Annotated in this window: 12 protein-coding genes; 3 read left to right on the top strand and 9 right to left on the bottom strand. The window is 60.8% G+C overall.

Annotation, left to right across the window (positions count from 1 at the left end; translation table 11 throughout):
* Nucleotides 1-9: 9 nt before the first annotated feature.
* The 4 genes from ACILSI_RS12830 to ACILSI_RS12815 are packed head-to-tail and all read right to left on the bottom strand — an operon-like array spanning nt 10 to nt 5,109.
* On the bottom strand, nt 10-642 hold the full coding sequence (locus ACILSI_RS12830) for a response regulator (protein ID WP_395722279.1): 633 nt from the start codon (nt 640-642) through the stop codon (nt 10-12).
* Nucleotides 639-2,561, bottom strand: a complete 1,923-nt coding sequence (locus ACILSI_RS12825; RefSeq protein ID WP_395722278.1) for a discoidin domain-containing protein — start codon at nt 2,559-2,561, stop codon at nt 639-641. The genes ACILSI_RS12830 and ACILSI_RS12825 overlap by 4 nt, the downstream gene beginning before the upstream one ends.
* A gap of 47 nt (nt 2,562-2,608) precedes the next feature.
* Nucleotides 2,609-3,736 carry a metallophosphoesterase gene (locus ACILSI_RS12820; RefSeq protein WP_395722277.1) on the bottom strand — a complete coding sequence of 376 codons (1,128 nt, stop codon included), beginning with the start codon at nt 3,734-3,736 and terminating at the stop codon, nt 2,609-2,611.
* Between the two features lie 8 nt (nt 3,737-3,744).
* Nucleotides 3,745-5,109: an alkaline phosphatase family protein gene (locus tag ACILSI_RS12815; protein WP_395722276.1), complete on the bottom strand. Its 1,365-nt coding sequence runs from the start codon at nt 5,107-5,109 to the stop codon at nt 3,745-3,747.
* A gap of 46 nt (nt 5,110-5,155) precedes the next feature.
* Here ACILSI_RS12815 and ACILSI_RS12810 point away from each other — a divergent pair, with 46 nt between their 5' ends.
* Nucleotides 5,156-5,947, top strand: a complete 792-nt coding sequence (locus ACILSI_RS12810) for a glycerophosphodiester phosphodiesterase family protein (RefSeq protein ID WP_395722275.1) — start codon at nt 5,156-5,158, stop codon at nt 5,945-5,947.
* A gap of 250 nt (nt 5,948-6,197) precedes the next feature.
* On the top strand, nt 6,198-6,956 hold the full coding sequence (locus ACILSI_RS12805) for a purine-nucleoside phosphorylase (protein ID WP_395722274.1): 759 nt from the start codon (nt 6,198-6,200) through the stop codon (nt 6,954-6,956).
* 310 nt (nt 6,957-7,266) lie between these two features.
* On the opposite strand, the gene bioB is transcribed toward ACILSI_RS12805, so the two are convergent.
* Nucleotides 7,267-8,298 carry a biotin synthase BioB gene (bioB, locus tag ACILSI_RS12800; protein ID WP_395722273.1) on the bottom strand — a complete coding sequence of 344 codons (1,032 nt, stop codon included), beginning with the start codon at nt 8,296-8,298 and terminating at the stop codon, nt 7,267-7,269.
* Nucleotides 8,299-8,511: 213 nt separating this feature from the next.
* Here bioB and ACILSI_RS12795 point away from each other — a divergent pair, with 213 nt between their 5' ends.
* Complete coding sequence (locus ACILSI_RS12795) at nt 8,512-9,777, top strand: Gfo/Idh/MocA family protein (RefSeq protein WP_395722272.1); 1,266 nt, start codon at nt 8,512-8,514, stop codon at nt 9,775-9,777.
* 62 nt (nt 9,778-9,839) lie between these two features.
* Here the strand turns inward: ACILSI_RS12795 and ACILSI_RS12790 are convergent, their stop codons facing one another.
* The 4 genes from ACILSI_RS12790 to msrA form a co-directional block, all read right to left on the bottom strand.
* Nucleotides 9,840-11,570 carry a hypothetical protein gene (locus tag ACILSI_RS12790; protein ID WP_395722271.1) on the bottom strand — a complete coding sequence of 577 codons (1,731 nt, stop codon included), beginning with the start codon at nt 11,568-11,570 and terminating at the stop codon, nt 9,840-9,842.
* Nucleotides 11,571-11,762: 192 nt separating this feature from the next.
* On the bottom strand, nt 11,763-12,314 hold the full coding sequence (locus tag ACILSI_RS12785; RefSeq protein WP_395722270.1) for a GDYXXLXY domain-containing protein: 552 nt from the start codon (nt 12,312-12,314) through the stop codon (nt 11,763-11,765).
* Entirely contained in the window at nt 12,311-13,630 is a 1,320-nt protein-coding gene (locus tag ACILSI_RS12780) for a DUF2157 domain-containing protein (protein WP_395722269.1), read from the bottom strand. The genes ACILSI_RS12785 and ACILSI_RS12780 overlap by 4 nt, the downstream gene beginning before the upstream one ends.
* A gap of 181 nt (nt 13,631-13,811) precedes the next feature.
* On the bottom strand, nt 13,812-14,450 hold the full coding sequence (gene msrA, locus ACILSI_RS12775) for a peptide-methionine (S)-S-oxide reductase MsrA (RefSeq protein WP_395722318.1): 639 nt from the start codon (nt 14,448-14,450) through the stop codon (nt 13,812-13,814).
* Between the last annotated feature and the right edge of the window lie 214 nt (nt 14,451-14,664).

Raw genomic sequence — 14,664 nt, 5'->3', positions numbered from 1 at the left:
CGCCAGAAGCTACACCAATCCTTCTTTGAGGGCCTTCGCCACCGCGCCAGTGCGGGTGTTCACCTCCAGCTTCTCGTAGATACGGCGCAGATAGGTGTCCACGGTGTGGATGCTGAGCGTGAGCCGGCCGGCGATCTCCTTTTTGATGAGGCCCGTCGTCATGAGCTGGAGGATTTCTTTTTCGCGTTCACTCAGGCCATAGTCGCTTTGTTTGGGAGCGAGTTTGGAAAACATGTCGAGCACACGACGGGCGATGCGCGGGTTCATCGGCGAGCCGCCTGCCAGCGCATCGCGCACGGCCTGGGTGATGTCGGTGACGCTGCTGGTTTTTAGCAGATAGCCAGCCGCGCCAGCGCAGATAGCCTGGAAGACCTTGTCGTCGTCCTCGAAGACGGTGAGGATGACGATGAGCGATTTGGGCGCGCGTTCTTTGAAGAGGCGGATGCCATCGAGGCCGCTCATGCCTGGCAGGCCGACATCGAGCAGGATCAAGTCGGGCGCGTCATCGCGCGTGAGGGCGGCGAGGGCTTTTTCGCAGGAGTCGAAGTCGCGAGGGCACTGCAAGTCAGGTTCCGAGTTCAAGACACGCACGAGCGTGCGGCGGAAGGCGGCGTGGTCTTCGACGATCCAGAGAGTTTTCATGAGAGCGGGGCCTCCAAGACGATGCGCGTGCCTTTTCCAGCCTCGCTGGTGATCTTCACATCACCGCCGAGCACTTCGGCGCGGTGACGGAGGTTGGCGAGGCCGTTTCCGGCGGTGACGACACTGGCGTCAAAGCCACAACCATCGTCTTCGATCACCATTTGCAGCTTTTTGAGCTGCCAGGTGATTTGAAGGCTCACACGCATCGCTTTGGCATGTTGGGCGATGTTGTAAACGGCCTCGCGAAAGAACAGAAAAACCTGGCGATGAAATTCCAGCGACGCGCTGGCCGCATCACCGCCTTCGGGCGATGCGAGTGTCCATTCAATGCCCTTGAGCAAGCTGCCCGCGCTCTGGCGCATAGCTTCGACGAGGCTGGTGAGCTTGGGCGCATCACCCTCGCGCACGAGCCAGATGATGCCGCGCATGGACTCGGCGGCCTCGCCAGCAAGACGATGAATTTCTTCAAGTGATTCGGAGGCACCATCTTCACGCAAGGCCAGCTCGGACATCAGGCGGATGCTGCCGAGGTGACTGCCGATCTCGTCATGCAGATCACGCGAGATGCGATGGCGCAGCGTTTCCATTTCGAGACTGCGCGAACGGCGCAGGCGCACGAACAGCATCAACCATGCGGAAAACATCGCGATGACGACCACGATCGCCAGATAAGCGGCTCGTGAGCGAGCCCTGAGCATCTCCACAGCTCTGTCAGCGTCGAGCATGGCGAGTCGGAAGCTGATTTCGCGCCGTTTCGAGAGATCGGCGAGCCATGCGGCCTCAGTCAGCAACACACCGGAGCTGGTGCGTTCATCGACCAGTTGCTCACGCGTCCATGAACCGGTGATCGTGTCGTCCGAACTCGCCACAGCTGATGCTAACGCGATGTTTTGTCCTCCCGCGAAGGCTTGCAGCTCTGACAAAGCGAAGACGAAATCAGCGCTGCGCTCCCAGAGCGACGTAGCGGTGACGCGGATGGTTTGAGCACGCAAACCGGGTGTTGGGAAGGCCACGGGAGTGTCGCCAGGATTGGGGAAGTCCGCGCTGGTGCTGTCGAAGATAGGCTTTCCGTCCGCCTCGACCTTGAACCGTCGCGGAAAGCCGAAACCGAAGCGGTCCGGGTAATCGCGCGGATGCGCGGGGATGAGGCGAATCTCCTCCACATCGCGCACGGAGCCGAAATCAGCCTGCACCCAGCTCGTGGAATCAGCGCGGGTGAAAATAGCGCTGTGCCAGCCGTTGTTCGGAACATCGTCGGCGCGCACCGGCAGACCAAGCGCGTGACAGCCATCGACTAGATGCCGTGGCGACCACGTCGGCAATGTTTCGACCGAGTTCGGCGCAAACACTTCAGCACGCAGCGCGACGTTGCGACCGCCGCTGAAGACCAGCAGTTCGCCAAGGCAAAAGATGAAGCGCTTGCCCAAGCGTGGCTGCGCTGAGAGCTTGGTGGCGGTAAAGCGGACGTAGCGGGCCTTCACGCGGTTCGCGGCGATGTGCCACGGCGCGAGCGAGGGCGCGGCATCAGCACCAGTTTGATCCAACAGCGTGGTGGAGTCGCCAAAGAGCGGATCATTCGAGGCGTCGATACGAAACCTCAGCGGAAAGCCATACGCTTCCACGCTGCCGAGCATCGCAGGAACGACGACCACCGCATTGAGCGCGCGTTCCGCACCGAGATCCACCTGCACCCAGCGGATGGAGTCGGCCTGCGGGGCGAAACCACTGTGAAAGCCCGCGTGTTCGTGCGGCTGGGGCGAAGGCGCGGGTGGCAGCGCGGACAGTTCCGCACGGAGCTGGTCCTGGCGCGTTTCGAGGGCTCCCAGCTCCGCATTCAGCCAAGCCCAAGGCGCACCAGCCTGCGCGGTGGTGGCGACAAAAGCGAGACTGAGCAGCCAGGGCTTCAAACGAGGCATCATTCCCGTCACACGACGAAGCGCAACCCACGCGTGCGCGGGACATGCCGTCACGGCTTGCGTTTGGCGACCTCGGACGTGTCCAGCACCTCGCCACGCAGGTTTTTGAACTGGAGCTTCATCGTGGGAGCACCAGCGGTGAGGATGAGGAGGAGGTAGTTGTCCACGCGAGCGTGGAACTTGGATTGGGGGTCTTTGTAGAGGTCACCATCGCCTTTGAGGCAGGTGTTGTAATATCGGAGGCCGCCGCTGAGCTCGGCACGATCGGCAAAGTAACCAAAGCCGGTGATCAGGGCGCTGCCTTGGCGAAAATGCTCGTGCCATGCGCCTTTCGTGAGTCCCTGCACTTGCGTTTGCTTCTCATTCATCAAGGAGATGACAAAGCCGCTCGTGCTTGCCGCCATCGTTTCGGCAAACCATTGGAACTGCGGCGAATCTGGCTGCCAGGCATGGCAGGTCTGCCAGGTGGTGCCGAAGTCCTGGATGTGATTGAGATCGAGCGCGATGAAACGCAGATCGAAGCCGGGGAGGTCGAAGTGCCATTTCCATTCGTCGCCGGGGAGAGCGAAGAATTCACGATACGCGGCGGCCTCCACATCATAAACAGCCTGTGCGGGCGGCTTGGGGCCGCGACTCGTGACTTCGCGGTCGTGATTGCCGAGGATCGGCATGAAGGGCGTGCGGCGGAAGAGATCGCGGTTGGCGTCGATGAGCGCACTGAAGGCTTTCGTGCCTTCCTTGCCCTTCTCATGCAGGCTGGCGACGTTGTCACCGGCGGTGAGCAGCAGATGCACATCGTCTTTGACGATGGCGCTCACGTCCTTGCCGGGCGCATAGCCCCAGTCGCCCACGATGGCGATGCGGAGTTCTTGGCTCGGGTAGCCTTTGAAGCTGGACACCGTCGAAACATCCTCGCCACTGCGCACGCGGTAGTGATAGACCACGTCTCGCTGCTCCAGCGGGATCTCGACGTGGTGGAGCTTGGTTTTGTGCTCCAAGATCACGCGTTGTCCGAGAGCTTCGCTGGTGCCAAACTCGACGACGGAATCGCCCGGCGCAGCGGTTTCCCAGTTGATGACGATCTTCGAAGGATCGTTCGTTGCGTGCGTCAACCAGATGCGCTCGATGGGCGCGGCGCAAACAGAGGACGCAACAAGGAAGCAGAGCAGCAGACGCATGGGGTGAATCATTTGACGAGAATCTCCTCCAGCACGCGACCGTCCTGCTGCGGCAGCTTGAGGTCCATGAGTTTCGCGATGGTGGGTGCCACATCGAGATTGGCCATGCGTTCGAGCACGACGCCAGGTTTGATCCCGCGCCCGCTGGCAATGAAGATGCCGTCGAGTTCGGGGTCGCCGTTGAAGAAGCCGTGCGTGCCGCCGTAGTTCACGGTGGGCGCGGTCACGGCATCGCCTGCGGCGGCGTTGTTGAAGGCGTGGCCGTCCTTGGCGTAGAGCACGAGATCGCCCATGCCCTGGTTTTCCTCCGGCGTCGGCATGCCGAGTGTGTGGCCATCCTTGCCGTCGATGACACGGTCCACGCCTTCGGTCTGCTCGAACATCGCCTTGAGTTTCGGCAACAGCTCGGCCTTGCGGGCGGGATCGTTCACATAAACGAAGGCCATGCCGCCCTGGGTCATGCAAAAGGCGTCGCAGGTGGTGATTGTGGGGCCGAGAGCGGTGGCGAGACCGGCTTTTTTGAGCACGACGTTCGGATACACATACTTCGACACTTTTTTGAAGCCGTGATCGGTGGCGATGAGGAAGGTGGTGCGGTCACGCAGGCCGCTGTCCTCCACAGCCTGGATCAAATCGCCGACGAGCTTGTCCGCGTAAGCCAGCGCGGTGTGGCTGGCCATCGTGCCGGGGCCGTAGGTGTGATGCGTGGCGTCGGTGTTGAGCGTGTGATAGAGCAGCAGGTTCGGCTGGTGCGTCTTGAAGATGTGGATCGCGGCCTTGGTCCACATGTTGTCGAGAAAAGTCACGCTCTTGCGCTTCGGACCGAGCTGCATCCACTCAATGTGCTCCGGCGTGATCGTGCCTGCGGCGATCATTTCCTTCACGACGGGGCTTTCGGCCTCCGGCAGCTCCGCGAAGCTCCAGGTGATGGTGCCTGGCCGCGTGACGGCCACCCAATCAGACTCCGCCGTGGTCAGGCCGTTCTGATGGGCGATGTCATAAAGCGTCGGCACATGCACCAGCTTCGATTTGTCCACCCAGGGCTCGATCTTCGCGGGTTTGTTGCCGTCCTGCCGCACGAGCAGGCCGTTGAAGAGCACACCATGCTTGCGCGGCTCCACGCCGGTGACGAGCGTCGTGTGATTGATCCAGGTGATCGAAGGATTGCTCACCGTCATCGCCTTCGTGCTCGCTCCTTCGGCGGCCAGCTTGCGCAGGTTCGGCACTTGCAGCGATGGATCATTCCACATCCAGGCCGGGAAGCCGTCGATGCTGATGAGGATGACGTGGTGATCCTTGCTGCCCGACTTTGAACAAGAGGTCAAGCCGAGGACAATGACGATGCCGAGAACAAGAAGGGCGCAAAATTTCATTTGGGGCGAAGGGTTACGAGTGCTTGCCTCGTTTCCTTTCTCTCTCATGAAGCGCCTCGCATTTTTCCTCCTCGCCGCCATGTCCGTTCAAGCCGTCGAAATCATCGCGCATCGCGGTTTTTCCGCCCGTGCGCCGGAAAACACGCTCGCGGCGTTTGAGCTCGGCTGGAAGCATCAAACCGATGCCTGCGAGCTGGATGTGTACCTCACCGCCGATGGCAAAACGGCCGTCATTCATGACAAGGACACGAAACGCACCGCCGGTGTGAAGCTCGACGTGGCGAAGTCGAACCAGGCTGATCTGACTGTGCTCGATGCCGGATCGTGGAAGGGCAAAGAATGGGCGAAGGAGAAAATCCCGACGCTGGAGCAGGCGCTCGCGACTTTGCCGAAAGGGAAGCAGCGCTTCTTCATCGAGGTCAAATGTGGCGCGGAGATCGTGCCGGAGCTGAAGCGCATCCTAGAGCCGATGAAGGATCGCGCGGATCAACTCGCGATCATCGCGTTCAAGCGCGATGCGGCGGCGGAATCGAAGAAGGCGCTGCCGTGGATCAAGGTTTACCGCCTAGCTTCCGGCAAGACGAAAGACAAGAAGCCTACAGACCTCACGCAACTCATCGCCGACACGAAGGCCGACCAGCTCGACGGCCTCGACCTTGGCGTGGCCGATTTTCCGTGGGATGACACGATGGTGAAGCAGATCCGCGACGCAGGCTTCGGCCTCTACGTCTGGACGGTCAACAAACCGGCGGATGTGCAGCGTTTCGCGAAGCTCGGTGTCGATGGCATCACGACGGATGATCCGGTGATGGTGCGCGAGGCGCTGGCGAAGCCTTGATGGCATCAGCTTCTTGATCCCGGAGAGGTCAGCCAACCTGGATGACGTGCATTTTCTGATCCGCACGGATGACGAGTTCGTGAAGCCGCACGGGCTTAAGATTCAGAGCCATCTTGGAGACGCTGTATCAGCAGTTGAAGCAACGCATCAGCGCCAGATAGTGGTCCGCACAGTCCTCTGTGCGGGTTTGGGTGTCAGGTGACGCTCGTGACGCCGCACAGCGGACTGTGCGGACCACTTTATTACTGCCATGTCACTCACTGCTCTTCAAAACGCCCGCCCCGAAACGGCCATCGTGCTTGGTTCTGGTCTCGGAGGGGTCGCGGAGGTGTTTGGGGTCGAATGCGAGGTGCCGTATGCCGAGGTGCCGGGTTTGAGTGCTTCCACAGTGCCGGGACATGCGGGACGCTTTGTTTTGGCACATCATCACGACAAGCCCATCCTCATCGCGCAAGGGCGGCGGCATTTGTATGAAGGTCTGAGTGCTGCGGAGGTCACGGCGGGCATTCGTTTCATGCACAGCCTCGGCGTGAAGCGTGTCGTGCTCACGAATGCGGCAGGAGCGATCGACGAGCACTTCCATGTCGGCGGGTTGATGCTCATCACGGATCACATCAACCTCCTGGGCACCACGCCGCTGCTCGGCGGGCCGAACTTCCATGACATGAGCGAGGTCTATTCGCGGGCGTGGGCGGCAAAATTCCACGCGGCGGCGGTGGAGATCGGTTTGAAGCTGCATGCGGGCGTGTATGCCGCGCTGCTCGGCCCGCAGTATGAAACGCCCGCCGAAATCCGCATGCTGCACACGCTCGGTGCTGATGCTGTCGGCATGTCCACTGTGCCGGAGGCGATTCAAGCCCGCGCCCTCGGCATGGAAGTCGCCGGCATCTCCATGCTCACCAACTGGGCTGCCGGCCTGCGGCCGCAGACGCTGCATCACGCCGAAGTCGTCGAAATCGGCAAGACCGCGAGCCTGTATCTGGCGCGGTTGTTGAAGGCGGTGGTGTGATGACGGTTTGTTTTACCGGCTTCGCTTTCGCAAACGCAACAACGCATAAATCACAAAACTCCAAATCGCAGAGTAAATCACGATGACGAGCAAGATTGTCTGCAATGCAGATAGCTGAAGGAAAGAGAAAGACCCTATCAACCATGTTCCAGGGTAGTGCAGAACATACAGCATGGTAACCCAAAGAGGTGGTGGACCAATACCTCCGAGCATTGGAATCAACAAACCCATGAGCAAAAACTCAACCGCAATCCCTGAGATGATAGCTTTCACTCGGAGACTCATCGCGGTAAGCCGTTTCAGGTTTTAGCTAACAGCAAGCGCTCGCCTTTTCCTTCTCGCAGGAATGGTCGCAGCAGGGGCTGAGCGGCACGCCGTCCATGGACTCCGGGGCTTCCAAGCCGGGATTCGGCTCCAAGGGAGCGAGGCCGAGTTCGCGGAGGAGTTTCATGTCCTCGTTGGCGCGGGGATTGGCGGTGGTGAGGAGTTTGTCGCCGTAAAAGATGGAGTTGGCACCGGCGAAGTAGGCGAGGGCCTGGGCTTCCTTGGACAGGTTGGTGCGGCCGGCGCTGAGGCGCACTTTGGCCTTCGGCACGGCGATGCGCGTGACGGCGATCATGCGGACGAAGGCGAAGGCATCGATGACCTCGTTGTCGCCCATCGGCGTTCCCTTGATGGGCATGAGGGCGTTGATGGGGATGCTTTCGGGCTGCGGATTGAAGTTGGAGATGACCTCCAGCATTTTCAGACGGTCGTCGATGGTCTCGCCGAGGCCGAGGATGCCGCCGCAGCAGACGGACATGCCGGCGTCCTGTGCGTGGCGGATGGTGCGCAGGCGATCCTCGAAGGTGTGGGTGCTGACGATGTTCGGGTAATGCTCAGGCGAGGTGTCCACGTTGTGGTTGTAGGCGGTGACACCGGCTTCCTTGAGGTCGGCGGCTTCGTCCGCGCCGAGTTCGCCGAGGGTGACGCAGACTTCCATGCCGAGCTTGGAAACGTCGCGCACGATGTCGAGCACCTGGTCGAATTTTTGAGTGCCTTTGCGCACGCCTTTCCACGCGGCGCCCATGCAGAAGCGCGTGGAGCCACTGGCACGGGCGGCGAGGGCGCGTTCCATGACCTGCTCCTTCGGCATGAGCTTCTCCGCCTGCACGCTGGTGGTGTAGCGGGCGCTCTGGGCGCAGTAGCCGCAGTCTTCGCTGCAACCGCCGGTCTTGATGCTGAGCAGGGTACAAAGCTGGACCGAGTTGTCCGCCCAATGCTCGTCATGCACGGCGCGGGCCTGCTTGAGGAGGTTGAAGAAGGGCTGGTGATAGATGCGGTGAAGCTCGGCGAAGGTCATAGGGCGTGGGATTGTTGGCGCAAATGGGCGAGATGCACGGGAAAAGTTGGCTTGGAGTCGTCCTCCTGCTCGAACTCGTCCTTCGTCCTCGATTCTTCGGTGCCGCAATCAGCCAGTGTGGGCGATTTGATCGAGGACGAGTTCGAGTAGGAGGACGAGGACGATGGATGGAGTGCAAGACAGACCCGCTCGAAGCCGATTCTTTGCACCACCATGAACCGCCGCACTTTCTTCCACCAAACGTCCGCGCTCGCCGCGGTCTCCGCTTTACCAAAACTCCGTGCTGCGGATGCCGCGCAGAAAAAGCTCAAGGTGGCCGTCGTGGCGCTCGGTCGCGGCATGGGGCATGTGCAGGCACTGTTGAAGCTGCCGAATGTGGAGATCGCGTATCTGGCCGAAGTGGACCCGAAACGCCTCGAAAGCGGCCTGAAGGTGGTCAATGACACGCAGCAGGTGTCCTGCGTGGGCGTGAAGGACTTCCGCTCCATTCTCGATGACAAGACGCTGGACGCGGTCTTCATCGCCACGCCGAATTTCTGGCACACACCCGCCGCTTTGCTCTGCATGCAGGCCGGGAAGCATGTGTATGTGGAAAAACCCGGCAGCCAGAATGCGCATGAAGCGGAAATGATCGTCGAAGCAGCGACGAAATACGACCGCGTGGTGCAGATGGGCAATCAGCGCCGTACCTGGATGAAGGAGGCGATTGAGGCGTTGCACGGCGGTGCCATCGGCCCGGTGCGCTTTGGCCGTGGGTTTTACTACAACACGCGCAAATCCGTCGCCACGAACGAGAAGCCCGCCGCGCCGGACATCGACTACAATTTGTGGCAGGGACCGGTGCCTGACGATGCGAAGCACGACTTCAAAGCACTGGCGCACTACGACTGGCATTGGTTCTGGCACTGGGGCAACGGCGAACTCGGCAACAACGGCATCCATACGCTCGACATCCTGCGCTGGGGCATCAAGGGCGACTACCCGCTGCGCACGACCTACAACGGAGGCCGCTACTTCTTCGATGATGCGCAGGAAACGCCGGACACCGGCACGGCGGTCTATGATTTCGGGCACGCGGGCTGTGAGTGGGTGCAGAGCAGCAGCCATCCGCGTGCCGCAGAGAAGCCGTTGGCGGAAGTCATGTTCTACGGCGACAACGGCACCATGGCCATCGCCCGTGATTCATGGATCAACTACGACCTGAAAGGCGTCGAAGTCAGCAAGGGCAAAGGCGCTGGCGGCGGTGATCCCGCTCACATCGGCAACTTCCTCGACGCGATTCGCGGCGAAGCGAAGCTCAACAGCCCCATCGTCGAAGGCCAGAAGAGCACCATGATGTGCCACCTCGGCAACATGGCCTACCGCACCAACACCGTCGTGAAATGCGATCCCAAGACCGGCAAGATCCTCGACAATGCCGAAGCACTGAAGCTTTGGGGTCGCGAGGGTTATCGCAAGGGCTGGGATGTGAAGATTTGAGCCAAAGTAGCCTTGTTGCTGTGCAACAAGGACCGCCCTGTTCCGCAGGAACAGGGCTACTTTTACCGGAACACCACGTCCACGCCCATCGCGCTCTCTTTGGCGAAGCCGGGAATCCAATGCGGCTTTCGCAGCGCGATCACGCGGTAGATCATCGACAGCACATGCAGGATGAGCAGGCGGTCGATGATGCGATAGCCACGGCGGCGACGCATGAGCAATTCGACCGCCCAGCCGATGTAGCGGCGATGCAGCCAGAAGGGCGTGAAGCCCATTTTGATGCGATAACGGGCGCGCAGGCCGCGCTTCGGATACTTTGCCTTGTAGGCCCGCTTGGCCTCTCGCAGCCGCGATTCGATCTCCGGCGTGAATTCGGTGAAGCAGTACTCCCGCGCCAGCGCCAGCAGGCGAAAGGTGTCGCGCATGTATTCGAGATCGGCCACCGGCACTCCGGCACGCGGTGCGAGGGAGATCATCTGATCCAATCGGCCCATGCAGCGCACGGCGCTGTGCAGCGCGGCCTCTGGCTCATGCACAAAGTAGCGCAGCAGCTTTTTCACGCTGTGATTGATGAAGATGTTCCCCCAATAGACCTGGAGCATCGGCGGGATGCGCACCCGGCGGAAAAACAGCTTCTGCTGCGCGAACTCCTCCACATACAGCAGCTCGCGCACGACCTCGTCGGAGTAGCGCAGCAGCTCGATGAGCGCGTTCGCATCGCCCAAACCACGCTCTTGGACAAAGGCGCGCACCGCATCCTCGACGACCCAGCCATTCTTCATGATGCGCAGCGTGACGAAGGTGTTCAGGTCGATCCAGATCGCTTCGGGATCGATCAACGCGATGCGGCGGAAGGGCACCCAGCCGCCCGTCTGGCACCAGACCATGCAGCCGATGACGTTGTCTGCATGCTTCAGCTCGCGGGCATAGCGCTCGTATTCCCAGCCGGTGAAGCTCGGGTACTCGCCGCAGCCCTCGTATTCGCGCCGCGTTTGCAGCTCCACGATCTTCGGGATGCTGGTGCGAAAGAAGTTCCGGTTCAGCGGCAGGTAGCGGAAGAAGTCGGACTCGCCGTACTTCATCGAAATGACCAGGGCCGGGCTTTGCAGCCCTTCAAACACGCTCGCAAAGGTGCGGCGGTGCCACATCAGATCGCCGATGCGATACGCGCCGACGGTCCAGGTGCGGAAAATCAGGCGGCGTGCGTGCTTCTCGCACACCGGCAGCAGATCGAGCAGCAACTGGCGGGCCTGTGCGGGCTTTTGGATCACCAACTCGCTGCGAAACTCGTCATGCACGCCTTTGCCGTCGGATTCGCCGATGCGGACAATGATCCCCGCCACCTGCGGGAAGCTGGTGAAGAAGCCATCGAGCAATTCGGCCAGGTAGTCGTTCACGCTGCGCTTCGCCTCGGTCATGCGGCGGCGCAGCTCGGGCGTGTAGGTCATCACATCCATCGTCAGATGCACCGCCAGGCCGCGTTCCGTGAAAAGCGCGAAGCAGCGGGCGAATTCCTCCCGGTAGAGCGCGATGCGCTCGCGCAGCTCCGGCTCCAGCCAGGCGTGATCCGCCAGATGCGTCACGTCATCGAGCGAGAACGCGTTGAAGCCCCACGCGGCGGCCTGATCCGCGAACTTCGTCAAATCCGCCCGCACCAGCGCCCACCAGGCATCTGCGGCGGCATCGCGCGTCTTCGGCAGGTTTTGCCACGGGATCTTCGACCAGTTGATCGTGCGCACGTCATGCCCGCGAAAAAACGGGCCGATGGCGTCGATGAGGTGGAGCGGTTGCAAGCGCCGCGAATGAAGCAGGTCCGGCGGGGATGCAAGTGACGATCTTGAAAGTGGTCCGCACAGTCCTCTGTGCGGCGCTCCGCAGCGCTACAGACCTTCGTATGATCCCAAAGGTGCTTTCTGAAGCCGCTTTTTTCTAGCTCACCTCACACCCATCGACACTCCGCACAGGGGACTGTGCGGACCACTTTGCTACTTCACCCGCTCTTTGAGGATTTCGCGGAACGAACGGCCATCAAGGCTGAGATCCGCCAGCACGGCGCGGCCGTTGAGCACGCGCACCTCGGCAATGATGCCCTTGGTGCTACGGATGTTCTCGGCGAACCACTTGTCGGCCTCAGGGGCGAGCTTTTCATTGATGTAGAAGCGCTCGAAGGGCCACTCGATGGTCGCCTTGCTTTCATAGGCATAGCCGACGTTTACGCGGATGTAGTCGCCACTCGTGGGTGGCGTGAGGGACAGGCTGGAGATCGTGGCCAGACCATCCGCGCCGGAGGTCAGTGTGGCGTAAACGCGGGTGCCGCTTTCCAGTTTCAGACCCGCAGGCACGCTGGCCTCGCGCTGCTCCGGCCGCACGGCAAGATAGCGGCCGCGCAGCGGGTCGTAGGGATCGGGAGCGCTGCACTTGAGCTTGATGAGCGTGCCTTTCGCGAGCGTCTGCTCGTGTGTCCAGATTTGCGAAAGCGGTGCGGCCCACTGGGCGAGCGCAACCATGGCGAAGATGATGATGGGAAGGGCTTTCATGGCTGGGTGAGTTGTTTTTGACGGGCAAGACGGCTCATGCAGATGTTGAAGGCCAGGAAGGCCACGCCGATGACGATGAAGGCCAGTCCTTTGGTGAGAAGTGACAGCTCGCTCTCAAACATGCGTGCGATGATGAGCACGCAGAGCAGGGCGGCCCCCAAACGCGGAGCACCGCGCCGCCCGGTGAACTCCAGCACGATGAGCGTGATGCCGATGAGGGAGAGATGCAGCGTCATGAGCCAGGGCAGGACGGCTTGGGCCGTTTCACCCATGACCAAAGCAAGCACGGGTGTGATCGCGATCGAAGCGACAGACAAGACCGCCCAGCGGCGGCGCAAGACCGCATGAACGGCAAAAGCGGCGATCAGCGCGATGAGAACCCAGGTCCAAGGCACTTGCCAGGCCTCGCGAACCGCCTTGGCGAGTTCCTGGCCCATGTCCAGAAACGTGGCGACAACGCCAAACTGAAGGAGATGCAGAAAGCCGAGGACGATCTGCGGCTTTTGGCGCGGCTCCGTATCGAGAGCGGACAGGGGCAGCGGAAACAGCGCCAGCATCGCGGAGGTGAGCACCCACAGCCAGAGCGTCACGTCAAAGTGGCCCCAGGAGTCCGCGAAATGCATCCTCGTGGCATAATGCGCGGCCGCACACAGGCCGCAGATGGCGCTGATCGTCATCACCCAGCGCAGCGTGGTGGAAAGCGGACGGTCCAACTTCCAGCCCGGCCAGAACGGAAAGAGACCGAGCAGCAGCAGCGGGTAGATCATCGGGCTGGCATGCCAGGGTTGATGTCCCCACACCTGATGAATGCTCCATTCGGCAATGCCGATGAGGTAAAAGATGGCGACGGAATTCGATTTCATCACCCACACGAGCGGGAGACTGAGCAGGCACCACCAGAAGAGAAAGTCCGGCCATTCGCCGCCCAGATTGTAGATCTGCGAGACGAGGGCGATGCAGGCTCCCGTGCAAAGCGCTTGAAGCAGGGCCGCCGTCTCGCGCACCCAGGCTGCGGCAGCGTCGCCTTGAAGCATCACCCGCAGGCTGAACAATTGAGTGAGCAACAGCGGCAGAAAGGCGAACACCAGCCGCACCGGGCGCGAGAAGTCATCCCAGTTGAAGCCGATGATGGTGATCAAGCCGGTGCCAATCAGCAAGGCACCGAGAGAACCCATGATGATCTGCGCCGCGCCCGGCTGCGAGGCATCCACCGCATGCCGCTCGCGCAAGGTGCGTGCCGCATCCGTGGTGAGAAGATCTTCACTTTCCCACTTCGGGAGTTGTTCGAGGAGCCAGCGGTGGTGGGAGGAGTTCATGGGAGAAGGGTAGCCGAGTATGTCCGACCCGCCCGATCACGGCGAATCGAAAAACTCAATGATCGCATTGAGTTTCCATATTTCGTCAGAATGGGCGGCGTATGGCGCAGAAAAAAGCGGAGGTGCTGCCTCCGCCTTGAGAAACACAGGATGCGACGCGTCCTGGATGCCTTTACATCTATTACTTCGCCTCGGGCTTGATCTTGCCTTTGTCTTCGAGCGTGTGCTTGAACTTCTCGGTCTTGGGATTGACGACGGCGCGGACGTAGCCCTGGTTGGGGTTGAGGGCTTTGAAGTTCTGATGGTAGTCCTCGGCGGGATAGAATTTCTTCAGCGGGGCGATCTCGGTGGCGATGGGGTCTTTCCAGTTCTTCTGGGCGGCATCGCGGGAGGCCAGGGCGATCTTCTTCTGCTCTTCGTTGGTGTAGAAGATGGCGGAGCGGTACTGCGTGCCGTAGTCGTTGCCTTGATAGGCAGTGCCTTTGGGGAGGAGCTTGCCGTGTTTGACCATGTCCTCCTTCGTCACGCTGGTGGGATCATGCGCGTCCCAGAAAAGGTCGATGATCTCCTTGAAGCTGATGACCGCAGGATCGAACTCGATCTGGATGACCTCGGCATGGCCGGTTTCTCCAGTGCAGATGTCCTCATAAGTTGGGTTTTCTGTTTTGCCGCCGGCGTAGCCGCTGACGACTTTTTTCACGCCTTTGACCAAGAGATACTGCGCCTCGACGCACCAGAAGCAGCCACCGCCGATGATGGCGGTTTCGGTTTTGGCGGCAGGGGCGTCGGCAGCAGAAGAAAGCGGGGCGATAGAAGCCATGAGGAAGGTGGTGAGAAGGGTGAGCGCGGTTTTCATGACGGTGATACGAACGAAGGAGAAGGGCGAGTCAATCATCCGTCGCATGAGAGGCGAAACTTTCGCGGGAAATTCCGGGCCTGTTCAATTTCCTGGCCTGAATACATGTTCCATATGAGATGTTCTGGCACAGAGATCGTTAGTTCAGTTGGTCTTTTTGATTGCCAAAATCCTCAGT

Source organism: Prosthecobacter sp., from assembly GCF_044232965.1.
Classification (GTDB): Bacteria; Verrucomicrobiota; Verrucomicrobiia; order Verrucomicrobiales; family Verrucomicrobiaceae; genus Prosthecobacter.
Note: the sequence above shows the minus strand (reverse complement) of the source record. Positions and strands in the feature narration are given on the sequence as shown.